Annotated in this window: 21 protein-coding genes and 1 tRNA gene; 13 read left to right on the forward strand and 9 right to left on the reverse strand. The window is 65.8% G+C overall.

All coding sequences use genetic code 11. The annotated features are described in order from the left end of the window. Positions 1-119: 119 nt before the first annotated feature. The 7 genes from ACU0B3_RS03465 to pdxH form a co-directional block, all read right to left on the reverse strand. On the reverse strand, positions 120-671 hold the full coding sequence (locus tag ACU0B3_RS03465; RefSeq protein WP_446259413.1) for an ImmA/IrrE family metallo-endopeptidase: 552 nt from the start codon (positions 669-671) through the stop codon (positions 120-122). After that, the gene (locus ACU0B3_RS03470) at positions 668-904 is read right to left on the reverse strand and encodes a hypothetical protein (protein ID WP_446259414.1); all 237 of its coding nucleotides are present in this window, start codon (positions 902-904) and stop codon (positions 668-670) included. The genes ACU0B3_RS03465 and ACU0B3_RS03470 overlap by 4 nt, the downstream gene beginning before the upstream one ends. After that, the gene (locus ACU0B3_RS03475; protein ID WP_446259415.1) at positions 904-4,566 is read right to left on the reverse strand and encodes a vitamin B12-dependent ribonucleotide reductase; all 3,663 of its coding nucleotides are present in this window, start codon (positions 4,564-4,566) and stop codon (positions 904-906) included. The genes ACU0B3_RS03470 and ACU0B3_RS03475 overlap by 1 nt, the downstream gene beginning before the upstream one ends. A gap of 532 nt (positions 4,567-5,098) precedes the next feature. Beyond that, positions 5,099-5,175, reverse strand: a tRNA-Pro gene (locus ACU0B3_RS03480). A 48-nt stretch (positions 5,176-5,223) separates the two neighbouring features. Beyond that, positions 5,224-5,688, reverse strand: a complete 465-nt coding sequence (locus ACU0B3_RS03485) for a DUF192 domain-containing protein (protein ID WP_446259416.1) — start codon at positions 5,686-5,688, stop codon at positions 5,224-5,226. After that, on the reverse strand, positions 5,658-6,203 hold the full coding sequence (locus tag ACU0B3_RS03490; RefSeq protein WP_446259417.1) for a cold-shock protein: 546 nt from the start codon (positions 6,201-6,203) through the stop codon (positions 5,658-5,660). The genes ACU0B3_RS03485 and ACU0B3_RS03490 overlap by 31 nt, the downstream gene beginning before the upstream one ends. Before the next feature lie 86 nt (positions 6,204-6,289). Next, positions 6,290-6,895 carry a pyridoxamine 5'-phosphate oxidase gene (gene pdxH, locus ACU0B3_RS03495; protein ID WP_446259418.1) on the reverse strand — a complete coding sequence of 202 codons (606 nt, stop codon included), beginning with the start codon at positions 6,893-6,895 and terminating at the stop codon, positions 6,290-6,292. Between the two features lie 145 nt (positions 6,896-7,040). Here pdxH and fabI point away from each other — a divergent pair, with 145 nt between their 5' ends. The 7 genes from fabI to trpE all read left to right on the forward strand — a co-directional run bounded on the left by fabI (position 7,041) and on the right by trpE (position 14,360). Next, positions 7,041-7,847, forward strand: a complete 807-nt coding sequence (gene fabI, locus ACU0B3_RS03500) for an enoyl-ACP reductase FabI (protein WP_446259419.1) — start codon at positions 7,041-7,043, stop codon at positions 7,845-7,847. Continuing rightward, positions 7,844-8,446: a hypothetical protein gene (locus ACU0B3_RS03505; protein ID WP_446259420.1), complete on the forward strand. Its 603-nt coding sequence runs from the start codon at positions 7,844-7,846 to the stop codon at positions 8,444-8,446. Before fabI ends, ACU0B3_RS03505 begins: the two co-directional genes overlap by 4 nt. Positions 8,447-8,450: 4 nt before the next feature. Continuing rightward, positions 8,451-9,056, forward strand: coding sequence for a LysE family translocator (locus ACU0B3_RS03510; protein ID WP_446259421.1), 606 nt, complete (start codon positions 8,451-8,453; stop codon positions 9,054-9,056). A 159-nt stretch (positions 9,057-9,215) separates the two neighbouring features. Beyond that, positions 9,216-9,731, forward strand: a complete 516-nt coding sequence (gene gpt, locus ACU0B3_RS03515; RefSeq protein WP_446259422.1) for a xanthine phosphoribosyltransferase — start codon at positions 9,216-9,218, stop codon at positions 9,729-9,731. Between the two features lie 11 nt (positions 9,732-9,742). Beyond that, entirely contained in the window at positions 9,743-10,909 is a 1,167-nt protein-coding gene (locus tag ACU0B3_RS03520; RefSeq protein WP_446259423.1) for an aminotransferase, read from the forward strand. An 81-nt stretch (positions 10,910-10,990) separates the two neighbouring features. Continuing rightward, positions 10,991-12,844, forward strand: a complete 1,854-nt coding sequence (locus tag ACU0B3_RS03525; protein ID WP_446259424.1) for a peptidyl-prolyl cis-trans isomerase — start codon at positions 10,991-10,993, stop codon at positions 12,842-12,844. 7 nt (positions 12,845-12,851) lie between these two features. Next, entirely contained in the window at positions 12,852-14,360 is a 1,509-nt protein-coding gene (gene trpE / locus ACU0B3_RS03530) for an anthranilate synthase component I (RefSeq protein ID WP_446259425.1), read from the forward strand. A 300-nt stretch (positions 14,361-14,660) separates the two neighbouring features. Here the strand turns inward: trpE and ACU0B3_RS03535 are convergent, their stop codons facing one another. Next, the gene (locus ACU0B3_RS03535; RefSeq protein ID WP_446259426.1) at positions 14,661-16,286 is read right to left on the reverse strand and encodes a divergent polysaccharide deacetylase family protein; all 1,626 of its coding nucleotides are present in this window, start codon (positions 16,284-16,286) and stop codon (positions 14,661-14,663) included. A 139-nt stretch (positions 16,287-16,425) separates the two neighbouring features. On the opposite strand from ACU0B3_RS03535, the gene ACU0B3_RS03540 reads away from it, so the two are divergent. From ACU0B3_RS03540 to lexA, 6 genes are all read left to right on the forward strand, one after another. Further along, the gene (locus ACU0B3_RS03540) at positions 16,426-17,007 is read left to right on the forward strand and encodes an anthranilate synthase component II (RefSeq protein ID WP_446259574.1); all 582 of its coding nucleotides are present in this window, start codon (positions 16,426-16,428) and stop codon (positions 17,005-17,007) included. Then, the gene (gene trpD / locus ACU0B3_RS03545; protein WP_446259427.1) at positions 17,004-18,023 is read left to right on the forward strand and encodes an anthranilate phosphoribosyltransferase; all 1,020 of its coding nucleotides are present in this window, start codon (positions 17,004-17,006) and stop codon (positions 18,021-18,023) included. Before ACU0B3_RS03540 ends, trpD begins: the two co-directional genes overlap by 4 nt. Further along, entirely contained in the window at positions 18,020-18,835 is an 816-nt protein-coding gene (trpC, locus tag ACU0B3_RS03550) for an indole-3-glycerol phosphate synthase TrpC (protein WP_446259428.1), read from the forward strand. Before trpD ends, trpC begins: the two co-directional genes overlap by 4 nt. Next, entirely contained in the window at positions 18,832-19,308 is a 477-nt protein-coding gene (gene moaC, locus ACU0B3_RS03555) for a cyclic pyranopterin monophosphate synthase MoaC (protein ID WP_446259429.1), read from the forward strand. Before trpC ends, moaC begins: the two co-directional genes overlap by 4 nt. Then, positions 19,305-20,474, forward strand: coding sequence for a molybdopterin molybdotransferase MoeA (locus ACU0B3_RS03560; protein ID WP_446259430.1), 1,170 nt, complete (start codon positions 19,305-19,307; stop codon positions 20,472-20,474). Before moaC ends, ACU0B3_RS03560 begins: the two co-directional genes overlap by 4 nt. Positions 20,475-20,568: 94 nt before the next feature. Continuing rightward, positions 20,569-21,261: a transcriptional repressor LexA gene (lexA, locus tag ACU0B3_RS03565; protein ID WP_446259431.1), complete on the forward strand. Its 693-nt coding sequence runs from the start codon at positions 20,569-20,571 to the stop codon at positions 21,259-21,261. Here the strand turns inward: lexA and ACU0B3_RS03570 are convergent. Beyond that, positions 21,255-23,357, reverse strand: coding sequence for a ComEC/Rec2 family competence protein (locus ACU0B3_RS03570; protein WP_446259432.1), 2,103 nt, complete (start codon positions 23,355-23,357; stop codon positions 21,255-21,257). The two genes, lexA and ACU0B3_RS03570, sit on opposite strands and share 7 nt — an antisense overlap. Positions 23,358-23,416: the final 59 nt, after the last annotated feature.

The raw sequence follows: 23,416 nt of genomic DNA on the forward strand, positions 1-23,416 counted from the left end.
CGGAAACCCTTTGCCCCCCTAACAGGGCTTTGATCTCGTCGCGGGTCCGGTGCTGCTAAACCCGGACCCGCTGGCACTTGGACTGATCGGGACGCTCCCCCCTTACACCCCAAGCGATCTCAGAAATTAGCTCTTGGTGTCACTCCCCAGTTCTTTGTGGCGATCCTGATTGCTTCCTCGTTCAAACCAAACGCCTTTGCGACACTTTCGATATCTTGGTCTAATTTCGTCCAAACCCTACGGAGTGCGTTGTCGCCAAAGAAAAGTGCCGCAGCCCATTCGTTCGCTTGCCGCTCATTTTTCAGCTCATCCGTACGATAGAAGTGAAAACCAGGTGCTGCTCGATAACTGTCTTCAGAGAATGGATCAGAGTAGTCCGTGTGAAGATAGAAATGCGCCATTTCATGCGCGACAGTCCAGCGCTGCTGCCTTCTCGACGCATTGCGGTTGATTTGTATCTCGTAGCCATTTTGCGAAAATGCTTGGGATACTAGACGGCCTTTTACGTCCCTCGGCAATTCGACGAGTGTCACTTCAAAACCAAGCTGCTGAGCTAAATCGCTAATTGAAACAGGTCGACATTCGTCAGCTTGAAACGTGTTGAACGCCCGAAGAAATTTCCGCTGTTCCACATTTGGTACCGAGTCTAATACCTCGCTAAAATTCATCATGGCTGCCCCGCAAGTCCAACGACAACTGCTTCGCCTTGGTTGCTTCTCAACACCGCCTCAGCGAGTGCCACCCAGTTGATGCGGCTGTTCTCGCAATGCACGTACCGCCCGAGGAAGGCGCGCAGCCGCGACTGCTGCACCTCCGCCTCGTAGCCCGCGCTGAGGATGCGGCGGAGGCTGGCGCGCTCGGCGGCGCTCAGCTCCAGCTGCACCTGGTCCAGCGCGACCGGCATCAGCTGCACCCCGACGTGGCGCCGCAGGTGTTGCACTTCATGCAGGTGCCGTTGCGCACCAGCGTGTAGTTGCCGCAGTCGCCGCAAGGGTCGCCCTCGTAGCCTTGCATCTTGGCCTTGGTGCGCGCGTCCATGCTCGTTGCCGTCGCAGTGGCAATCGCGCCAGCCGATGTTGCTGTTTCCGGCACGATGGTCTGGAGGGTCGCAACCGGATCACCCGTCTGCGGCTCGACCGCCATCGCCTGCCCCTGCCCGCCTTGCAGCACGACCAGCTCTTGTGGCGCGCGGCCACGGAGATAGCCGGACGACGCGACCTGCTTGAGCACTTCCAAAGGATCGCTCGCTTTGGTGCCCGGCACTTCGCGGAAGTTGGCTTTCCCCTCTTCCTCACCGCGCCCGAGGTCGTCGAAATGCGTGCCATCGGGTTTGACATGCGCCAGATCGGTGCGGTCGAGGTAGGACACGGCCAGCTCGCGGAAGATGTAGTCAAGGATCGACGTCGCGTTCTTGATCGTCTCGTTGCCCTGCACCATGCCCGCCGGCTCGAACCGGGTGAAGGTGAAGGCGTCCACGAACTCCTCCAGCGGCACGCCGTATTGCAGGCCCACGGAGACGGCGATGGCAAAGTTGTTCATCATCGCGCGGAAGCCGGCGCCTTCCTTGTGCATGTCGATGAAGATTTCACCGAGCTGCCCGTCCGCGTACTCACCCGTGCGCAGGTAGACTTTATGCCCGCCCACGATGGCTTTCTGGGTATAGCCCCGGCGACGCTCCGGCATCTTGTCCCGGGAGCGGTTGATGACCTCCTTGATCACCACCTTCTCGACGATCTTCTCGGCCAGCACCTGCGCCTTTTCGGTCTGGGTGCCGCTTTCGAGGATCTCCGCCGCCTCGTCGTCATCCTCGACCAGCGCCGCTGCCAGAGGTTGCGAGAGTTTGGAGCCGTCGCGGTAAAGTGCGTTCGCCTTGACCCCCAGACGGTGGCTCAGCTCGTAGGCCGCCTGGCAATCCTCGATCGTCGCCTCGTTCGGCATGTTGATCGTCTTGGAGATCGCCCCCGAGATGAACGACTGCGCCGCCGCCATCATCGTGATGTGGCTCTCGACCGACAGGAACCGCTTGCCCTTCTTCCCGCAGGCGTTTGCGCAGTCAAAGATCGGCAGGTGCTCGTCCTTGAGATGCGGCGCGCCTTCGAGGGTCATGGTCCCGCAGACGTGGTCGTTCGCCGCCTCGATGTCCCGGCGGGAGAAGCCGAGATGCTTGAGCATGTCGAAGGTCGGATCGTTCAGCTGCGCTGCCGGGATGCCGAGCGTGCCGGTGCAGAACTCCTCGCCCAGCGTCCACTGGTTGAAGACGAACCGGATGTCAAAGGCCGAGGCGAGCGCTTGCTCGATCTTGTCGAGCTCCGCCTTGCCGAACCCATGCCCCACCAGCGAGGTGTGGTTGATGCCCGGCGCGTTGCCAATGGAGCCGTGTCCCACGGCGTAGCTGACGATCTCTTCGATCTGCGCCGAGGAATAGCCGAGCTTTTCGAGCGCGGTCGGGACCGAGCGGTTGATGATCTTAAAGTAACCGCCGCCGGCGAGCTTTTTGAACTTCACCAAAGCAAAGTCCGGCTCGATCCCAGTCGTGTCGCAATCCATCACGAGGCCGATGGTGCCGGTGGGCGCGATCACAGTGGCCTGCGCGTTGCGGTAGCCGTTCTTCTCGCCAAGCTTGAGCGCCTCGTCCCAGGCGCCGGTGGCGAGCGCGATCAGGTCCTGGTCGGGGCAGTTCGCGTGGTCTAGCGGGACGGGTTTCACCGCCAGCTCTTCATAGCCCTCGGTCGCGCCATAGGCCGCGTTGCGGTGGTTGCGCATGACCCGCAGCATGTGCTCGCGGTTGCGCTTGTAGCCTGAGAAGGGACCAAGCTCACCCGCAACCTCGGCGGAGGTCGCGTAGGAGACGCCCGTCATCAGCGCCGTCAGCGCGCCGCACAGCGCCCTGCCCTCATCCGAATCGTAGCTGAAGCCCATGTTCATCAGAAGGCCACCGATGTTGGCGTAGCCCAGACCCAGCGTGCGGAAGTCATACGACAGCTGTGCGATCTCTTTCGACGGAAACTGCGCCATCATCACAGAGATCTCGAGCGTCAGCGTCCAAAGGCGCGTCGCGTGCATGTAGTCCTCGGCCTGAAACTTCCCGTCCTTGAGGAAGGTCAGGAGGTTCATCGAGGCCAAGTTACACGCCGTGTCGTCGAGGAACATGTACTCCGAGCACGGGTTCGAGCCGCGGATCTGCCCGTCTACGGGGCAGGTGTGCCAGGCGTTGACTGTGTCGTGGTACTGGATGCCGGGGTCGGCGCAGGCCCAGGCGGCGTGACCGATGTCTTCCCACAGCTTGCGCGCCTTGACGGTGCGCGCGACCGAGCCGTCGGTGCGGCGGATCAGCTCCCAGTCGCCATCCGTTTCGACCGCCTTGAGGAAGGCGTCGGTGACCCGGACGGAGTTGTTCGAGTTCTGGCCAGAGACCGAGGCGTAAGCTTCGCTGTCCCAGTCCGTGTCGTAGGTCGGGAATTCGATGCTCGAGTATCCCTGCCGCGCGTAGTCGAGCACGCGCTTGATGTAGGTCTCGGGGATCGCATTCTTTTTGGCGGCTTTAACTGCGGCCTTCAACGTGCTGTTTTTGCTCGTGTCTGTCGCGTCGGCCTCATCGCCATCCCAGGCGCGGATCGCGGCAAAGATGCCGTTGAGCTTTTCCTCGTGCATCTTGGAGCCGGCGACGATCGAGGCGACCTTTTGCTCCTCGCGCACTTTCCAGTTCACGAATTCTTCGATGTCCGGGTGGTCGGCGTCGCAGATCACCATCTTGGCCGCGCGGCGCGTGGTGCCGCCCGACTTGATCGCGCCCGCCGCGCGGTCGCCAATCTTGAGAAAGCCCATGAGGCCGGAGGATTTGCCGCCGCCGGACAAAGGCTCGTTCGCGGCGCGCAAGCTCGAGAAGTTGGTGCCGGTGCCAGAGCCGTATTTGAAGAGCCGTGCCTCACGCACCCAGAGGTCCATGATGCCGCCTTCGTTCACCAGGTCATCCGAGACGGACTGGATGAAGCAGGCGTGCGGCTGCGGGTGCTCGTAGGCGCTTTTGGACTTGGTGAGCTTGCCGGTCTTGTAGTCGACGTAGTGGTGGCCTTGCGACGGGCCGTCGATCCCGTAGGCCCAGTGCAGGCCGGTGTTGAACCATTGCGGCGAATTGGGCGCGGCGCGCTGGGTGGCGAGCATATGGCGCATCTCGTCGAAATACGCCTGCGCGTCGGCTTCGGTGGTGAAATAGCCGCCCTTCCAGCCCCAGTAGGTCCAGGCGCCCGCGAGCCGGTCAAAGACCTGCTTGGCCGAGGTCTCGCCCGTGGTCTCGGTGTCGTCGCTGGCCGGGACCGAGCGCCACAGGAATTCGGGCACGCCCTTTTCCTTGACCTTTTTCAGCGCCACCGGCACGCCCGCCTTGCGGAAATACTTTTGCGCGATCACGTCGCTGGCGACCTGGCTCCAGCTTTGCGGGACCTCGACGTTATCCAGTTTGAAGACGATCGTGCCGTCGGGATTGCGGATCTCCGACGACGTCGTGACAAACGACAGCTCCGCGTAGGCGTCCTGTCCCGACTTGGTAAATGCGCGCTCGATTTTCATGTCCCACCTAAATCCTGTCTCTGTCCTGACGCCGGAACCGGCACGCAGCCATCCTGCGCGCCTTTCGAAGAGGCGCGCGCCCTGGGGTTCATTGACTGAACCTCGCTGAAACGTCTGGAGGGTGGCTTGTCCCTGTTCCGTCCCGCTGCCCACTACATATGGTGGGCTTGCTGTGCGGTGCACACAAACTGGCGTAATCCGGCCCAGAGGGTCAACGTGAAAATCTCGCCCTTCAGGCAAAAAATTTCCTTGAACTTTCCCCACGCAGACCAGGCCGCGATTCCTGCACAGCTGGGGGTAAATGCGCGGTTCGGGAAATGCGAAAGATCCGGCAGGGTTAACGGCTGCGCTTGAGACTTTGCACGAACTTGCCCACCTCCGTTAACGGATTGTTAAGCAATTGCCGAAGGATAAGGCAAAGGCGCATCTGTTGTGCCAAAGCCATAGGGTGCGCTTGCAGCATTTGGGGGTTTGGCCTTGCCAGACCACCACAAGATGTATGTCAGATGTATGTCAGGGGGGAAATTCCGGCTGGTCGGAGCGGCGAGATTCGAACTCACGACCCCCTGTACCCAAAACAGGTGCGCTACCAGGCTGCGCCACGCTCCGAAGCCGTGCGCGCGTCTTAGCCGCTTGTACCTGCGTTGAAAAGAGCGTTCAGCAGGGCCAGGCGGCTTTGCTTTGGGAAATTGCCGGGTGCCGCATCTCGGCGCCCTCTCCGATCCCGATCTGCGCGGCGAGACCGCCGTTGATCTCGAGCACGTATTGCACGCCCGGGCCCCCGTCGATCTGCGTCAGGTCGCGCGGAATGGCATTGGCATGCACCCGCGTGACGATCCCCGCCGCATCGGCAAAGATCATGTCGAGCGGGATCAGCGTATTCTTCATCCAGAACGAGGCGCGCCGCGGCGTGGGGTAGACAAAGAGCATGCCGGCCGACGCTCCGAGCGACCGGCGGAACATCAGCCCGCGGTTGCGTTCAGCGGTGGTGTCGGCGACCTCCACCCGGAACTGCGCCTCGCCAAAGGCACCGCGCAGCTCGATCCGCTCCGCCGTACAAGCGAGTGCTGCACTGGCGCTGAAAACCAGCGTCAGGAGGATTGCGACAATGCGGCTTCCCATGCTGTCACCTCGGTCGCCATACGCCCGCGTTTGCCGTCCACCACGCGCAGGCAGAGCGCCTCGCCCGGCTGCAAATCCGCAAGCCCCGACCGCCTTAGCACCTCGACGTGGATAAAGATATCCTCGGGCCGGCCGAACACGTTGGCAAAGCCGAACCCCTTGGCCTTGTCGAACCACTTGACCCGCGCGGGCTCGAGAGGCGCGGCCTCAAGCACGCTGGGGTCCAGATCGTCAAAGTCCGAAAGCGGCGCCGCCTCGCCGTCCTCGGGCGGCTGGATCGCGAGCACGGCGCTGGCCTGCTTGCCGCGCGCGGTTGCCTGCACCTCCACCTCGATCCGTGCGCCATCGGCGACGGAGCTTTGGCCGAAATTGCGCAGCACATTGGCGTGGAGCAGGATATCCGGTCCTCCGGCATCGGACACGACAAAGCCGAAGCCCTTTACCGGATCAAACCACTTTACGGTTCCCGCCACACGGTCCGATCCCGCCGGCGCGTCATTTAGTTCATCAGTCATAGTCACACCCTGGACCAGAGATGGTGCAGGGATTTCACCTTGGCAAGTTCAATTTTGTGACAGGAGGTTACGTCACCCTGACACACTTATGGGTTGAGCCGTGTCACACTCCACTCATCTTGTACAGAGGCGCGCCGCCACCGGAACCGGTCGTGCAGCCGAAAGGCGCCATCCGCCCAGAATTCGATCTCCAAAGGGGTGATCCGGTACCCGCCCCAGTGCGGCGGACGGTTGGGCGCGGTGCCGTGCTGGGCCGTCACTTTAGCCACTTCGGCCATCAGGCTGGCGCGGCTGTCAAGTGGGCGGGATTGCGCCGACGCCCACGCCCCGAGCCGCGATTTGAGCGAGCGGGAGGCATAGTACCGGTCCGCCTGCGCCCCGTCCTCCCGGCTCACCAGCCCCCGCACCCGCACCTGCCGGTGCAGCGATTTCCAGTGCAGCACAAACGCCGCCTTGCCGGCCTGGTCGAGCTCGGACGCCTTTTGCCCCTCGTAATTGGTGTAAAAGACAAACGCCGCATCCTCGATCTCCTTGAGGAGCACCATGCGCACGTTCGGCAGGCCATCCGCATCCACCGTCGAAAGCGCGATGGCGTTCGGATCGTTCGGCTCCGTCGCCTCGGCCTCCGCCAGCCAGCGCCGCACGATGGCGATCGGATCGTCCCCGCTGAAAATCCCGTCCCGGTCGGCCATGCGCGCCTCCCCTCTGATGCCTGCTTCGGTTGAGGGGTGAGATGGCGCAAAGCCCGCACCTCGGCAAGAGCGCGCTGCTGTCTTGATGCGCGCCCGTCCATGGCCTAAGCATCCCGCACGTGACGGCTCAGTGAAGGACAGGCGCATGGCAAACCAACTGATGGCGGGCAAACGCGGCCTGATCATGGGCCTGGCCAACGACAAGTCGATCGCCTGGGGGATCGCCCGGGCACTGGGCGAGGCGGGCGCCGAGCTGGCGTTCTCCTACCAGGGCGACGCGCTCAAGAAACGCGTGATCCCGCTGGCCGAACAGCTGGGATCGGACATCGTCCTGCCCTGCGACGTGGGCGACGAGGCGTCGATCGACGGCCTTTTCGACGGTCTGCGCGCGCATTGGGACAGCCTCGACTTTGTGGTGCACGCGATTGGGTTTTCCGACAAGACCGAGCTGCGCGGACGATACCTCGACACCAGCCGCGGCAACTTTGCCATGTCGATGGACATCTCCGTCTATTCGTTCACCGCCGTCATGCAGCGCGCGGAAAAGATGATGACGCAAGGCGGCAGCGCGCTGACGTTGACCTATTACGGCGCCGAAAAGGTGATGCCGCATTACAACGTGATGGGCGTGGCCAAGGCTGCGCTCGAGGCGTCCGTGCGGTATCTGGCCGAGGACCTCGGCAAGGACGCCATCCGCGTGAACGCGATCAGCGCCGGCACGATCAAGACGCTCGCCGCCTCCGGCATCGGCGATTTCCGCTACATCATGAAGTGGAACGAGTACAACTCGCCCCTTCGCCGCAACGTGACCATCGACGACGTGGGCAATTCGGCGCTTTACCTGCTGTCTGATCTCGGCGCGGGCGTGACCGGCGAAACGCTGCACGTCGACGCGGGCTACCACGTGGTCGGCATGAAGGCCGTCGACGCGCCCGACATCACCAAGGCATGAGGACACATACCGGCAAAAGTCGGGCGCTTGCCGTCGCCGCCTGCGCCCTTCTGGCAGGCCCCGCATTAGCCCAGGCTGAGGCAGAGGCACAAACACAGACACAGGTGCTTTGCAGCGCAACCGGCGCAGACAGCGCAGCCCTGGTCAGCGGCGACTGGACTGTCCGCGTCATTTCCTCCCGCACCCAGATCGGCAACGAGACCCGCAGCGCCGAAGCGCCAGTCAACGTGCCCGCCCGCCTGACGCTCACCGAAGACGGCACCGGCACCTTTGCCATCGGCGGCGGCGCCATCCCCCTGACACAGCTGCCGCCAGGCCAGTTCCACCTCGACGGACGCGGCCCGCGCACCCTCGCCTTTGCCGACGTCATGGCCGGGCTCGAGCGCCGAGTGCAGAACCTGCCCTGCCCGCTGGCCGAACTGCCACAGATGCGCGCCGAGGTCACCGGCGCCGAAGGCACCGCCCGCGCGGCAACGATCTTCGACTTCGTGCTGCTGGACGGAGACACGATGGCCGGCGTGCAGTTCACCCGCGCCATCCAGCCCGGCGCGCCTGACGTCACCCAGCTGACCGCCATGATCCTGACCCGCACGGAGTGAGCCCATGACCTGGGAACAAATCCTCGCCTTCAACCTCGTGCTCGGCGCCGCCATCGTCAGCCCGGGCGCCGCCTTCCTGATGGCCATCAAGACCTCCGTCAGCGCCGGCCGCCGCGCCGGTATCGCACTCGGCATCGGCCTCGGCACCATGGCGGCGCTCTGGACCCTTGCCGCCCTCCTCGGCCTCAAGCTCGTCTTCGACCTCTTTCCCTGGACCTACGCTGTGCTCAAGACGCTCGGCGCACTCTATCTCATCTACCTTGCGGTCCAGACCTGGCGCCACGCGCGGGACCCGCTGGGCGACGCGCCCATGCCCACCGGGCGCGCCTTTGTCTCCGGTCTCCTCGTGAACCTCGCCAATCCCAAATCCGTGCTCTTCGCCGCGGCCGTGATCGTTGTTGTCTTCCCGCAAGGGCTCGCCCCGCGCGACATCGCGCTGATCGTGCTCAACCACCTCGCGCTCGAATGGCTCTTTTACACAGGCGTCGCGCTCGCCCTCTCTTCGGCCCCGGCCCGCGCCGGCTACATCCGGCTCAAACCCTGGCTCGACCGCATCGCCGCCGGCCTCCTCGGCGCCCTTGGCCTCCGCCTCCTCCTCGACCGCAGCTAGCCCGGTCCCCCAAGTTCTCTGGTTCCAAAATACCTCGGGGGTTTGGGGGCAGAGCCCCCAATTTATGGGGGGGTTGGGGCAGAGCCCCAAGACGGCACATTTACAAATGAGCGTCGTCGTATGACATAGATGCACGACCCGAAGCCAAGGAGCCCCGCCATGACCGACCGCCTGCCGCACGAAAAAGGCTTCCACGTCAGCTGGGACCAGCTCCACCGCGATGCGCGCGCGCTCGCCTGGCGCTTGCAGGACGACGCCCCGGCAGAAGGCTGGAAAGCCGTCGTGGCGATCACCCGCGGCGGCATGGCGCCCGCCATGATCGTCGCGCGCGAGCTCGACATCCGCACCGTCGATACGATCAGCGTGAAATCCTATCACTCGGGCGGAGGCCAGGCGGACCAGCGCCGGGAGGCCCAAGTGCTCAAGTCTCCCGACGCCGAGCTGATGGGCGACGGCGACGGCGTGCTGATCGTCGACGACCTCGTCGACAGCGGCAAGACGCTCGAACTCGTGCGCAGCCTCTATCCGATGGCCCATGTCGCCACCGTCTATGCCAAGCCCATGGGCCGGGCGCAGGTCAACACCTTCATCACCGAAGTCAGCCAGGACACCTGGATCTTCTTTCCCTGGGACATGGCCCTGCAATACGTAGAACCCTACCGCGGCACGGATTAAGAGCGCGCCACATGTCTCTGACATCGCGCACCTTTTCCTCGCCTGTGACCGAGGCGTACCGTTGGCTCGACACGCGCCCGCCCAGTGATCTGCCACTCCTGAACGCCGCGCAAGCCGCCCCTGCCGACCCGCCGCCGCCCCCGCTGCGCGCCCACATGGCCGAGTTGATGCTGCACGACGACGCGGCGCACAAATACACCGGCAACTGGGGACTGCGCGAAGTGCGCGAGGCGGCCGCCGCAACCACGTCCCGGCTCTACGGAGGCGCGGTCACCGCGGGTCAGGTCGGCCTCACATCCGGCTGCAACCAGGCATTTGTCGCCGCCATGGCCAGCCTCGTCGCGCCGGGCGACGAAGTCATCCTGCCGGTCCCGTGGTACTTCAACCACGCCATGTGGCTCGACATGGCCGGTGCCGTGAAAGTGCCGCTCCCGACTGGGCCAGACATGTTGCCCGACCCCGAACTTGCAGCTTCACGCATCACATCAAGAACACGCGCCATCGTTCTGGTATCGCCCAACAATCCGACAGGTGCCGAGTATCCGCCCGATCTCCTCACAGCCTTCCGCGACTTGGCCCGCGCGCGCGGCATCGCCCTGGTGCTCGACGAGACCTACCGTGATTTTCTCAGCACGCCTGGCGCGCCGCACGACCTCTTTACCGATCCCGACTGGGACGAGGTGCTGATCCACCTCTACTCCTTTTCCAAATCCTACCACCTGACGGGCCACCGTGTCGGCGCGCTGGTGACGTCCGAGGCCCGTCTCGAGGACGCGGCCAAGTTCATCGACACGGTCACCATCTGCCCCACGCCGCTGGGCCAGAAGGCGGCGCTTTACGGGATGACACAGCTGACGCAATGGCTGGCCGAGGAACGCGAGACGCTGCTGGCCCGCCGCGCCGAAGTGCAAAGGCTCCTGCCGCAGCTCGAGGCCACCGGCTGGCACCTGTCCGGGCTGGGCGGCTATTTCGCCTACCTGCGCCACCCGTTTGCGGCGGAGGCAACGCAAGTCGCCAAGACGCTTCTCCACGATCAATCCGTGCTCTGCCTGCCCGGCACGTTCTTTGCCCCGGACGGCGATGCCGAGGCCGCGCGGCACCTGCGCGTCGCCTTTGCCAACATGGACCACGCCGGGCTTGGCGACCTCGCGGCTCGGCTGGCGGCGCTCAAGGTCTAACGCCCGCTTGCCCTGCCCCGCCGGCCCGCGTAGACATCGCCGGACCCGGCTTCGGCCGCACATAAGAGAGGGACGGCACCGATGGCAAAACCCGCGCGCAACTCAGTCTCCAAGACGTTTGTCTGGATCATCGTCGGCCTTCTTTGCTTTGCCATGATCGGCTTTGGCGCGGCGGGCGTCGGCGGCACCGTGCGCACCATCGGCTCGGTCGGGGACCGCCCGATCGCGGTGCAGGATTACGTGCGCGCCATTCAGTCCGAGATGCGTGCCTTTCAGCAGCAATCGGGCACCACGCTCACCTTCCAGCAGGCGCAGGCGTTCGGCGTCGACCAGCGCGCGCTGCAGCAACTCGTGACCTCCGCCGCGCTCGAGCATGAAGCCGCCGAGCTCGGCCTGTCGGTCGGGGACGAGAATCTGCGCGAGCAGATCCTGTCGATCTCGAGCTTCCAGGGCATCGACGGCAATTTCGACCGGGAGGCGTACCGTTTCGCGCTCGAAAACGCGGGCGTGAGCGAGTCGGTGTTCGAGGACAACCTGCGCGCCGAAAGCGCGCGCACGCTGCTGCAGGGCGCTGTTCTGTCGGCCACCCCCATGCCGCAGACCTACGGCACGGCGATGGTCAACTTCATTGGTGAGGCGCGCGATTTCACCTGGGCGGAGGTCGGCGCGGGCCAGCTCGAGACCGCGCCGCCTGCTGCGACGGACGCCCAGCTGCAAGCCTTTTACGACGAAAACATCGCCGCCTTTACCCTGCCCGAGACCAAGGCGATCACCTACGCCTGGCTTACGCCGGACATGATCGTGGACGAGATGGAGGCCCCCGAAGACCAGCTGCGCGCGCTTTATGAGGAGCGCTCGGCGGAGTTCAACCAGCCCGAGCGGCGCCTGATCGAGCGGCTCGCCTTTCTTGACGACGCCGCAGCGGAAGAGGCGCGGAGCCGGATCGACGATGGCCAGGTGACCTTTGACGACCTGGTGACGGAACGCGGGCTGTCGCTCGACGATGTGGATCTCGGCGACGTGATGCGCAGCGAACTGCCGGAGGGGGCGCAGGAGGCCGTCTTCGAGGCGGTGACCGGCACTGTGGTAGGCCCTGTGCCGTCAGATTTCGGCCCGGCACTCTACCGTGTGAACGCCGTGCTCGCCGCGCAGGAGACACCGTTCGAAGAGGCGCGCGTCATCCTCGCCGAGGACGTCCAGCGCGACCGCGCCCGCCGCTTGGTCGAGGCGCAAGTGCAGAACGTCGAAGACCTTCTTGCTGGTGGCGCCACGCTCGAAGAGCTGGGATCAGAGACGGACATGCAGACCGGCACGATCGACTGGACGCGCACCTCGGACGAGGGGATCGCCGGCTATGACGCCTTTGCCAGCGCCGCGCGCGCCGCAGAGGTGGGTGATTTTCCCGAGCTGGGTGAGCTGTCGGACGGCGGCCTTTTTGCCTTGCGTGTGAACGAGGTGATCGCCCCGCGGCCCGAACCCTTTGACGCGGCACGCCCGGCGGTCGAGGCGGCCTGGCGCGAGGCGGAGACGCTCAAACTGCTGGAGGCTGAGGCGGAGGCGCTCGCCGCGCAGCTGCGCGAGGGCCGCACGTTCGAGGGGCTGGACCTCGCTCCAAACCGCGAGCGCGACGCGCTGCGCCGTGCCTTCCTCGACGGCGCGCCGGTGACGCTGGTCGAGACGGCCTTCGAGCTCGAGCGTGGCGCGGTCACCGTGCTGACCGAGGGCGACGCCGCCTATATCTTGCGCCTCGACGAGGTCATCGCGCCGGATCTCGCCTCCGAGGAAAGCACGCAGCTCCTCGAGACCGTGACCGATCAGATGTCCGGCAGCATCGCGCAGGACCTCTTCCAGGCGCTGGCGCAGGACGTGCAGCAACGGGCCGGGATCACGCTCGATCAGAGCGCGGTCAACGCCGTGCACGCGCAGTTCCCGTGAGCGCCTGATGCAGATCATTCCCGATTTTGACACCTTCGCCGCAGCCTATGCGCGCGGCGAGCACCAGGTCGTCTACGCGCGCCTCGCCGCGGATCTCGACACGCCGGTGTCGCTGATGCTCAAACTCGCTGGCCCGCAGCGCGATGCTTTCATGCTCGAATCGGTGACGGGCGGAGAAGTACGCGGGCGCTACTCCATCGTCGGCCTCAAGCCCGACCTCATCTGGGAGTGCCGCGGCACCAAGGCGCGCCTCAACCGCATGGCGCGGTTCGACCGCGAGGCGTTTGTGGACGAAGAATGGGACCCCCTCACCTCCCTCCGCAACCTGATCGCCGAGAGCCACATCGACCTGCCGGATGGTCTGCCGCAGGCGGCGGCGGGCCTCTTTGGCTATCTCGGGTACGACATGATCCGGCTGGTCGAGCACCTGCCGGACATCAACCCCGACCCGATCGGCATTCCCGACGCCGTCATGCTGCGCCCCTCGGTCGTGGCCGTGCTCGACGGGGTCAAGGGCGACGTGACCGTCGTGGCGCCCGCCTGGGTGAGCGAGGGGCAATCGGCGCGCGCCGCCTACGCGCAGGCCGCCGAGCGGGTGATGGACGCGCTGCGCGACCTCGACCGCGCGGTGCCGTCCGACAGCCGCGACCTCGGCCTTGCCGAGGACCTGCCCGCACCGACCTCGAACTTCACCCATGAAGGTTACAAGGCCGCCGTCGAGACAGCCAAGGAGTACATCAAGGCGGGCGACATCTTTCAGGTGGTCCCCTCGCAACGCTGGGCGCAGGCTTTCCCGCTGCCGCCCTTCGCGCTTTATCGCAGCCTCAGGCGCACCAACCCGTCGCCCTTCATGTTCTACTTCAACTTCGGCGGCTTTCACGTGATCGGCGCGAGCCCGGAAATCCTCGTGCGTGTCTTCGGACGTGAGGTCACCATCCGTCCCATCGCCGGCACGCGCCCCCGCGGCGCGACTCCGGCGGAGGACGCCGCCAACGAGGCGGATCTGATGGCCGACAAAAAGGAACTGGCCGAGCACCTGATGCTGCTCGATCTGGGGCGCAACGACGTCGGCCGCGTCTCCAAAATCGGCACGGTCAAACCCACCGAAGAATTCATCGTCGAGCGCTACAGCCACGTGATGCACATCGTCTCGAACGTGGTGGGTGAGCTGGCCGAAGACCAGGACGCGCTCTCGGCTTTCTTTGCCGGAATGCCGGCCGGCACCGTGTCGGGCGCTCCGAAAGTGCGCGCGATGCAGATCATCGATGAGCTCGAGCCAGAAAAACGCGGCCTCTACGGCGGCGGCGTCGGCTACTTCTCGGCAGGTGGCGACATGGACATGTGCATCGCCCTGCGCACGGCCCTGGTCAAGGACGAGACGCTCTACATCCAGGCCGGCGGCGGCGTCGTCTACGACAGCGACCCCGAGGCGGAATTCCAAGAAACGGTGCACAAGTCCAACGCCATCCGCCGCGCCGCCGCCGACGCCGCCCGGTTCGGCGCGAAGGGCAATTAACCATTTTCGGCAGTGCCCACCCTACCAGTAAGGTGGGTACTGCCGATACGGATGTGGAATGTCCCGGGTTGAGACTGGCAACAAGCGAGCCGAACCGGTGAGGTGTTTTACTCACCTCACGTAAGGTAGGCACTGCCGTTACGGGTGCAGACCTCCCATCGTGTAGATCGCCACGCAGTTTGCCGACCGGTGAAGCGCCTCACCTACGTCCCGCAAGGTGGGCAGTGCCGCCCCACCTCTTCAGAAGCTAATTGGTCGATATCAGCTCCAACGCCCAAACAGCGGCACGGCCCACCCTACCTACCGCAGCACCATCGACACCGGCACCAGCCCGACTTGCGCTGCACGGTCCTGCAAGCCCCACACCAGAAGCGCGCTGACCGTTTCCGGGGACATGCGCCCCACCATCACGATCTCGCCCTCCTGACGCGCCTTGAACGCCGCCTGGTCGAGGAACCGGCGCATCACGCGCGAGGTTTGCCCGCTCCCGTCGAAATCGCGAAAGACCGTGGCCACCGGCACTTCGGCTCGTCCCGCCAGCGCGGCGGCGGTGTTGAGCCCCTGCGCGTTGACCACCAGCCCGTGGCCCGTCTGCGAGAGCACATCGACCGCCTGGCGCGCCGCGTCTTGGCTCGACTGAAGCCCCCCTTCGGGCGCCTCTAGAACGCCCACCGCTTGCGGCACCGACCCGAGCGTTGCCGCCAGAAACACCTCTACATCCTGCGGCGAAGCCCCGTCCGGCAGGGACGCCAAAGCCAGCACTTCAAGCCCCAGCGCCCGGTAGGCCAAGGCCCGCGCCTCGGCGTCCGGACCAATGGGATCCACCGCCACCGTCACCGGGTAGGGAAAACCGTCAAGCGCCTCCGGCCCCAGCTCCCCCTGCCCGTCGTCGATCAGGACGATCGCAACCAACGGACGGTCCGACGCAAGCTCGATCGGCTCGGCATGCGCCTCCACCGGGCGCGGGCGCGACGGGGCTGCCGTCGTGGTAGCATCCGGCGCAGCGCCCGCCTCATCCCCCACCCGCGGCAGTGCCGAGGTCGACGTTCCGGTCAAGGACTGCGCGGGCCGGCCGATGCTCGGCCGATCCCCGGTCGTGCGCGGCAGCTGCAACGCGATCTGCGGTGAGGTCGAGGCCGTCTCCGGCGCGGGCGCAGCATCGGCGCCCTCGACAAGCGGCAAGGCCGGGCGCGGCGCCGGCAAGGGCGACTCGGTCTCGGCCAAGTCAGCCACCGCACCCGCCTCCGGCGTACCAGCCGGCACTTCTGGCACCGTCACCGCAACATCCGCCGTGGCAGGCGCCGGCGCGGTGGTGATCTCTTCGGCGGGCGAGGTTGCTAGATTCGCGTTTGCGGCAATCTCGGGTGCGGTCTGCACATCCGGCAACTCCAACGCCGCCGGTGGCGCAACGCTTGTGGCCGGATCCGAAGGATCGGCCAGTTCCGGCGCCGTGCTCGCCACGTCTGCAGGCGGCACTGCCAGGGTCGGCTCCTCGGCCACTGCATCCGCCTCGGGCGCAACGCCAAGCTCGGACGGCGTGGCACGTACAACCGGCGTCTCGTCAGCGGGCGCGGGCTGCACCGCCTCGGGCGCCACCTGACCCGTCACTGCCTCAGGCTCTGCGCCCACTTCTGGCGCGTCACCGGGGCTGCGCGCCTCCTCGACCAACGCGGCCAACGTATCCGGTGCGCTTTCTTCCGGCTCGCCCGCAGGCTCCAACCGCTGAGGCGCAGGCTCAGCCACCGAGCCCGCCTCGACCTGCATCTCCTGATCTGCCTCGGCGTCGACGCCAGCGCCCGGCGCCATGTCCGTCATCACCTCCGGCGGCACGCGCGCCCCTTGCGTGTTCGAGACCGACCAGACCCCGAGACAGACGCCCGTGATCGCCACGCCCCATAGCGTTCCCGAAAGAAAGCCTCGCGCCATCTACGCCCCTCTTCACCCGACTTCGCGTGCCACGCCCCACCCCGGGCCAAGGTGTCTTGCCCGGAAGGCTCGGCATGTTATAGCCCATGCACCGCACCGGGCTCTAGCCTGCTCCGCCACGATGGGACGTTTCCTGCTGATGCTGCTGCTGATCGACAACTATGACAGCTTTACCTACAACCTCGTGCACTATCTGGGCGAGCTGGGTGCAGAGGTGGTGGTGCACCGCAACGACGCGCTGACGACGCAGGATGCGATGGCGCTGAAACCCTCGGCGATCCTCCTGTCTCCCGGCCCCTGTGACCCCGATCAGGCCGGCATCTGCCTCGACATGGTGCATGCCGCTGCCGAAACGCAAACGCCCCTTTTGGGTGTGTGCCTCGGTCACCAAACCATCGGACAGGCGTTCGGCGGCAAGGTCGTGCGCTGCCACGAGATCGTGCACGGCAAGCTCGGCGCGATGCGCCACAGCGGACAGGGCGTCTTTGCCGGCCTGCCCTCCCCCTTTGACGCGACGCGCTACCACTCGCTGGTGATCGACCGCGCCACGCTGCCAGACAGCCTCGAGATCACAGCTGAGCTCGAGGACGGCACGATCATGGGTCTGCGCCACAAGACGCTGCCCATCGAAGGCGTGCAATTCCACCCCGAGAGCATCCGCACCGAGCACGGCCACGCGATGTTGCAAAACTTCCTGTCGTTGGTGAAGGTGCCGGCATGAGCGACGCGCTGAAACCCCTGATCGACGCCGCGGCGAACGGGCCTTTGACCCGGGCGCAGGCCGACGCGGCGTTCGAGATGCTGTTCGAGGGTCAGGCGACCCCCAGCCAGATCGGCGGGCTCTTGATGGCGATGCGCACGCGCGGCGAGACGGTGGATGAGTACGCCGCCGCAGCCGCCGTGATGCGCGCAAAGTGCCGCTCCGTCAAAGCGCCGACAGGCGCGATGGACATCGTCGGCACCGGCGGCGACGGCAAAGGCACGCTCAACATCTCGACCGCGACGGCTTTTGTCGTGGCAGGCGCGGGCGTGACCGTGGCCAAGCACGGAAACCGCAACCTCAGCTCGAAATCCGGCGCGGCGGATGCGTTGACCCAACTCGGTCTCAACGTCATGGTCGGGCCGGACGTGGTTGAAAAGGCGCTGAAAGAGGCCGGGATCGGCTTTATGATGGCGCCCATGCACCACCCGGCGATCGCGCATGTGATGCCGACTCGCGCCGAGCTTGGCACGCGCACGATCTTCAACATCCTCGGCCCGCTGACCAATCCCGCAGGCGTCAAACGCCAGCTCACCGGCGCCTTTTCCCGCGACCTAATCCGGCCCATGGCCGAGACCTTGCTGACCCTTGGGACCGAGCGCGCCTGGCTGGTGCACGGCTCGGACGGCACCGACGAGCTGACCATCACCGGCACCAGCTGGGTGGCGGAGGTCAAGGATGGCAGCGTCTCCGAGTTCGAAATCACCCCCGCCGACGCCGGCTTGCCCGAGCACCCGTTCGAGGCGATCATCGGCGGCACGCCCGAGGAAAACGCGGTCGCCTTCCGCGCGGTGCTAGACGACGACCCCTCCGCCTACCGCGACGCCATACTCTTCAACTCCGCCGCCGCCCTGCTCATTGCGGGCGCTGCCAGCGACCTCACGGAAGGCGCCGAGATGGCCCGCCAATCGCTCGGCTCCGGCGCCGCCAAACGCGCGGTCGAGACCGTCGCCCGCATCACTTCGGAGGCCGCATGACCGAGACCGTCCTCGACAGGATCAAAGCCTACAAGCTCGACGAAATCGCCGCCGACAAGGCCGCCGTCCCGCTGGCCGACGTCGAGGACGCGGCGCGCGAGGCGTCTCCGGTGCGCCCTTTCGCCGACGCCTTGCTGCAAGCCTCGCGGGAGGGCTACGGCCTCATCGCAGAGGTCAAGAAAGCCTCCCCGTCCAAGGGGCTGATCCGCGCCGATTTCGACCCCGCCACGCTGGCCCAAGCCTACGAGACCGGCGGCGCCGCGTGCCTGTCGGTCCTCACCGACACGCCGTCCTTTCAAGGCGCCAAGTCCTTCCTCACTGAGGCGCGCAACGCGACCGAGCTGCCCGCGCTGCGCAAGGACTTCATGTACGACACGTATCAGGTCGCCGAGGCCCGCGCTCTCGGGGCGGACTGCATCCTGATCATCATGGCCAGCGTCTCGGACGCGCAGGCGCAAGAGCTCGAAGCCGCCGCCGCCGAATGGGGCATGGATGCGCTGATCGAGGTCCATGATCGCGAGGAGCTGGACCGCGCCGCCAACCTCGAGTCGCGTCTCTTTGGCATAAACAACCGCAATCTCAAGACGTTCAAGACCTCTCTTGATGTATCACGTCAACTTTCGCGCCGTGTGCCCGAGGATAAGATCATCGTCGCTGAAAGCGGCCTTTCGACGCCCGCAGACCTGGCCGATCTGGCACGGTACGGAGCGCGCTGTTTCCTGATCGGCGAAAGCCTTATGCGGCAAGAGGATGTGGCAACTGCGACCCGTAAGCTTCTGACTTTGAATGAAGTTCAGCAGGTGGGCTTATGAGTGGTCTCACCCACTTTGACGCCTCCGGCGCGGCGCAAATGGTGGACGTCTCGGACAAGGACGTAACGTCCCGCGTGGCCGTCGCGGCTGCCTATGTAAAGATGTTGCCCGAAACACTCGCGCTTGTGCAAACCGGCGCCGCCAAGAAAGGCGACGTGCTCGGAGTCGCACGGCTCGCAGGGATCATGGGCGCCAAACGCACCGCTGACCTGATCCCGCTCTGCCATCCACTCCCCGTCACCAAGGTACGCGTGGACCTCACCTGCGACGAGGCCCTGCCCGGTGTGCGGATCGAGGCCGAGGTCAAAACCACCGGCCAGACCGGCGTCGAGATGGAGGCGCTGACGGCGGCCTCCACAACAGCGCTCACCGTCTACGACATGGTCAAGGCCGTCGACCGCGGGATGGAGATCGGCGGGCTGCACGTCACACTCAAGGACGGCGGCAAGTCCGGCAGGTACACCGCCCCGTGATCTCCGTCGATCAGGCGCTTGCGCATCTCTTTGACCTTGTCGTGCCGACCCAGCCTGAACTGGTGCCGCTCGTCGACGCGGCAGGCCGTGTTCTCACCGAGGACATCGTCGCCACCCGCGACCAGCCGCCCTTTTCGGCCTCTGCTATGGACGGATACGCGGTTAGCGTGGACGCGAAACCCGGCGACACCTTTACCGTCGTCGGCGAATCCGCCGCCGGCCACGGCCGCCTCGACCCTGTCTTGGACACCGAAACCGTCCGCATCTTTACCGGCGCGCCGGTTCCGGCAAATGCCGCCCGCATCGTCGTGCAGGAAGACGTCACCCGCAGCGGCGACCGGATCACCGTGACCGGCACGCCCGGAGCGCAAAGCTACATCCGACCCAAGGGCGGCGATTTCACCACCGGCACGCGGCTCGCTGCGCCGCGCCGCCTGACGCCCGCCGACATCGCGCTGGCCGCCTCGATGAACGTGCCGCGCGTGACGGTCGCGCGCCGCCCGGTCGTGGCGCTGATGTCCACCGGCGACGAGTTGGTGATGCCCGGCGAGGCGCCCGGTCCCGATCAGATCATCGTCTCCAACACCTTTGGCCTGAAAGCGCTGCTCGAGGCGGCGGGCGCCGATGTGCGCCTCTTGCCGATCGCCCGTGACACACGCGCCTCGCTTGTGCAGACCTTTGACCTCGCGCAGGGCGCCGATCTGGTGGTGACCATCGGCGGCGCCTCGGTCGGGGATCACGACCTGGTCGGCGCGGTCGCAGGTGAGCTTGGTCTTGACCGCACATTCTACAAGATCGCGATGCGCCCGGGTAAGCCTTTGATGGCCGGACGTTTTTCGACCTCCGCCATGGTGGGCCTGCCGGGCAACCCCGTCTCGGCGATGGTCTGTGGCCATGTCTTTCTGCGCCCGATGATCGACGCGTTTCTGGGGTTGCCGCGCACGGGCCTTGCGCCGTTGACCGCTCAGCTTGCCGTGCCGCTGCGCGCCGGCAGCGCCCGCCAGCACTACATGCGCGCGCGGCTCGAGGGCAATCAGATCACCCCCGCCGACCGTCAAGACAGCTCGCTCTTGACGGTGCTGGGTGCGGCGAACGCCCTCCTGATCCAGCCCCCCAACGCGCCCGATCTGCCAGCCGGAACAGAGGTCGCCTATATCCCGCTCTGACAGCGATATCTGGCAAAGTTGACACAAAACAGGAACAGGTATAGAACAAAGCGAGGTGCCGCAGCTGGATGGCACGCGATGCAGGGATCGGGCAATGCTGACTCAGAAGCAGTTGGACCTTTTGGAATTCATTCACAAACGTGTGCAGGCCGATGGCGTGCCACCGTCCTTTGACGAGATGAAGGACGCGCTGGACCTGCGGTCCAAGTCGGGCATCCACCGGCTGATCACCGCGCTCGAGGAGCGTGGGTTCATCCGCCGCCTCGCCCACCGGGCCCGCGCGGTGGAGGTCGTGCGGCTGCCGGAATCGCTCGGGGGCAAACCCGCCGGCTTCACGCCCAAGGTGATCGACGGGGACCGCCCGGACAGCATTCCGCCCGCAGCGCAGGCCGTTTCGGTCGAGGCTGTAGCGCTGCCGCTCGTGGGCAAGATCGCGGCGGGTGTGCCGATCGAGGCGGTCGAGGACCGCTCTGCCAACGTGAGTGTGCCATCGAACATGCTCAGCGGCTCGGGTGCGCATTATGCCCTTGAAGTCAAGGGCGATTCGATGATCGACGCTGGTATCAACAACGGCGACGTTGTTGTGATCCGCGAGACGTCGACCGCGCAGGATGGCGACATCGTCGTGGCGCTGGTCGAGGATCACGAGGCAACGCTCAAGCGGTTCCGCCGACAAGGCGCCGCGATTGCGCTCGAAGCGGCAAACCCGGCGTTCGAGACGCGTGTCTTCCCGTCCGATCTCGTCAAAGTGCAAGGTCGCCTTGTCGGGCTGATCCGCACCTACTGAGGGACTTCGGGGCGGGGTATCACTGCCGCGGACCTCACCGGCGCGGTTTCCGGCCAGTCGACGACTGGGACGTAAGCGGTACGAGTCCAAAGTCTCTCGCCGGCGACCTCTTGCTCTGTGCGAACGCGCATACCGTCTACCGTGCTCCAGACTGCGATGCTGCCCGAGCTCCTCAAGACGTCTGAAGACAGCACGAGACACGGGCCGGGAAGGTCAAGCCGTTGATCTGAAACGATGACACGGCCTTCGATGCAGCGCGGCGGCGTGCGGGCGGCGTGTTTGCCGCGCACATGGTGGATGTCCCAGCCCGCCGCGACGTCTGCCCAGCCGGCAGCCGCGCTTTCCTGTGACAGTGCCAACCCGTCGTTTTCGAGCCAGACGCCTGCGACAAAGCCTGCGCCCTTGGCACGGCTGAGGACGCGGCGGTCCTCGTGTTCAATGCCGACCAGCTCGCCTTCGGCATCGATCAGGATGTCGGGGCGGTCGATGGCGTTCCAACCGAGCATCACCACGGCGCAGGCGGGGGCGGCCGCCCACCGCGCAGGCCCCTGAATAAGCGCAATCCAGAGCAGTAGCAGGGTCAGGGACGGGAGCGTCCATTCCGGCGGCGCGGCGATCCCGCGCACTGCGCCCTCCCATTCCGACACGGTCTCGGCCACGGTAACGATCCAGCCGATCCCGAGGCCGGCCAGCGCGAAGGGCGCTTGCGCGAGGCCTAGCGGCAAGAGCACCAACCCTAGGAGCGCGGCAGGCATCACGACAAAGCTCATGGCAGGTACCGCGGCGAGATTCGCGATGAGCCCGTAATGCGCAAAGAGATTGAAATGCGCCGCGGCGATGGGCGCGGTGGCAAGCCCCGCAACGGACGAGGCGAGCATCAGCGAGGCCACGCCGCGCAAGCCCTTTGGCACACGCCGCATCACGCTGCGACCCGCAGCTGAAAAGACGATGACCAGGGCGGTTGTCGCGGCAAAGGACATTTGAAAGCCCGGAGACAGCAACGCCTCCGGCCGCAAGCTCAGCACCACCAGTGCGGCCAGCGCCACGGCGCGGAGCGAGAGGACGCGTCGGCTTAGCAGAACCGCCCCGAGCGCAACGGCCGCCATGACGTAGGCGCGCTCGGTCGCGACGGTCCCGCCGGAGAGAAAGAAGTACCCGGTGGCCGCAAAAAATGCAGCCACGGCAGCGATTTGGCGGATGGGCCAGCGCAGCGCGACCGCCGGCACCAGGGCAAGGCCGTACCGCACAACCGCAAAGACCATGCCCACCACCAGCCCCATGTGCAGCCCTGAAATGGCAAGGAGATGTGCGAGGTTCGTCTGGCGCAAATCCTCGACACTTTCGGGGTCGAGACCTGCGCGATCGCCTACCAGAATGGCGGCGGCAAAGGCGCCTTTGGGACCGGGAAGCACCTCCTGAATGCGCTCCGAGATCGCCAGCCTCAGCGCCGTGACGCGCACCGCCAGACCCGACCGGCTGGGCGGCGCAAGCGCCAGCATCGGCGCGCGCGCATAGCCGACGCCGCCAAGGGATTGAAACCAGGCGTGCCGGCGAAAATCAAAGCCCCCGGGCTCTGCCGCACCGCGTACGGGGGCCAGATAGGCGGTCGTTCCGACGAATTGCCCGGGCACCAGCTCGGTATGGGGGCCATCGCCCGCAAGGCTGACCCGCACCCGCCGCGGCACGGCTTCGGGCGGCAGACGGCTGAGCTCGACCCGGTCGAGCGTCACGCGCGTCAGGCCGGAGGCGGATTGGTCGACCATCACGATGCGCCCGGCCACCGGCCCGTAGGTCGGGCGCTCCAGCACAGGTCCGCCAACGCTGTGCGCCCGGTGGCCGGCCAGAGCGACACCTGCCGCAACGAGGCAAAGCGCCCAGAGGACGCTGGACCCCGACACCAGCCGTATACGCAACGTGACGGCCAGCGTACCGGCCACTAACGCGACAAAGGCAATTCCCCACAGTACCGCCACCGAAGGCTCGACCTTGAGCGCGAAATATCCGCCGATCCCGAGCGCCAGACAGACCGGCGCCCAGGGAAAGACGTGCCCCTCTTGAGCTGCGCGAAATGCCTTGAGTGTGCCGGCTACTCCCATGCTTGTTCTCGCGCGCCCCCGGGGATACATCTCCGCACTCAACTACGCCAAAGTGTCTT

Source organism: Pseudaestuariivita sp. (genome assembly GCF_052825805.1).

Bases quoted from the DNA above. Each gene is read 5' to 3' on its own strand.
- pdxH (WP_446259418.1), bottom strand. From the start codon at position 6,895: ATGGCCGACCGGGACGGGATTTTCAGCGGGGACGATCCGATCGCCATC.
- trpE (WP_446259425.1), top strand. From the start codon at position 12,852: ATGCAGATCATTCCCGATTTTGACACCTTCGCCGCAGCCTATGCGCGC.
- moaC (WP_446259429.1), top strand. From the start codon at position 18,832: ATGAGTGGTCTCACCCACTTTGACGCCTCCGGCGCGGCGCAAATGGTG.
- ACU0B3_RS03465 (WP_446259413.1), bottom strand. From the start codon at position 671: ATGATGAATTTTAGCGAGGTATTAGACTCGGTACCAAATGTGGAACAG.
- ACU0B3_RS03510 (WP_446259421.1), top strand. From the start codon at position 8,451: ATGACCTGGGAACAAATCCTCGCCTTCAACCTCGTGCTCGGCGCCGCC.
- lexA (WP_446259431.1), top strand. From the start codon at position 20,569: ATGCTGACTCAGAAGCAGTTGGACCTTTTGGAATTCATTCACAAACGT.
- ACU0B3_RS03485 (WP_446259416.1), bottom strand. From the start codon at position 5,688: ATGGGAAGCCGCATTGTCGCAATCCTCCTGACGCTGGTTTTCAGCGCC.
- ACU0B3_RS03570 (WP_446259432.1), bottom strand. From the start codon at position 23,357: ATGGGAGTAGCCGGCACACTCAAGGCATTTCGCGCAGCTCAAGAGGGG.
- trpD (WP_446259427.1), top strand. From the start codon at position 17,004: ATGAGCGACGCGCTGAAACCCCTGATCGACGCCGCGGCGAACGGGCCT.
- gpt (WP_446259422.1), top strand. From the start codon at position 9,216: ATGACCGACCGCCTGCCGCACGAAAAAGGCTTCCACGTCAGCTGGGAC.
- ACU0B3_RS03525 (WP_446259424.1), top strand. From the start codon at position 10,991: ATGGCAAAACCCGCGCGCAACTCAGTCTCCAAGACGTTTGTCTGGATC.
- ACU0B3_RS03540 (WP_446259574.1), top strand. From the start codon at position 16,426: ATGCTGCTGCTGATCGACAACTATGACAGCTTTACCTACAACCTCGTG.
- trpC (WP_446259428.1), top strand. From the start codon at position 18,020: ATGACCGAGACCGTCCTCGACAGGATCAAAGCCTACAAGCTCGACGAA.
- ACU0B3_RS03475 (WP_446259415.1), bottom strand. From the start codon at position 4,566: ATGAAAATCGAGCGCGCATTTACCAAGTCGGGACAGGACGCCTACGCG.
- ACU0B3_RS03535 (WP_446259426.1), bottom strand. From the start codon at position 16,286: ATGGCGCGAGGCTTTCTTTCGGGAACGCTATGGGGCGTGGCGATCACG.
- ACU0B3_RS03470 (WP_446259414.1), bottom strand. From the start codon at position 904: ATGCCGGTCGCGCTGGACCAGGTGCAGCTGGAGCTGAGCGCCGCCGAG.
- ACU0B3_RS03520 (WP_446259423.1), top strand. From the start codon at position 9,743: ATGTCTCTGACATCGCGCACCTTTTCCTCGCCTGTGACCGAGGCGTAC.
- ACU0B3_RS03490 (WP_446259417.1), bottom strand. From the start codon at position 6,203: ATGACTGATGAACTAAATGACGCGCCGGCGGGATCGGACCGTGTGGCG.
- ACU0B3_RS03505 (WP_446259420.1), top strand. From the start codon at position 7,844: ATGAGGACACATACCGGCAAAAGTCGGGCGCTTGCCGTCGCCGCCTGC.
- fabI (WP_446259419.1), top strand. From the start codon at position 7,041: ATGGCAAACCAACTGATGGCGGGCAAACGCGGCCTGATCATGGGCCTG.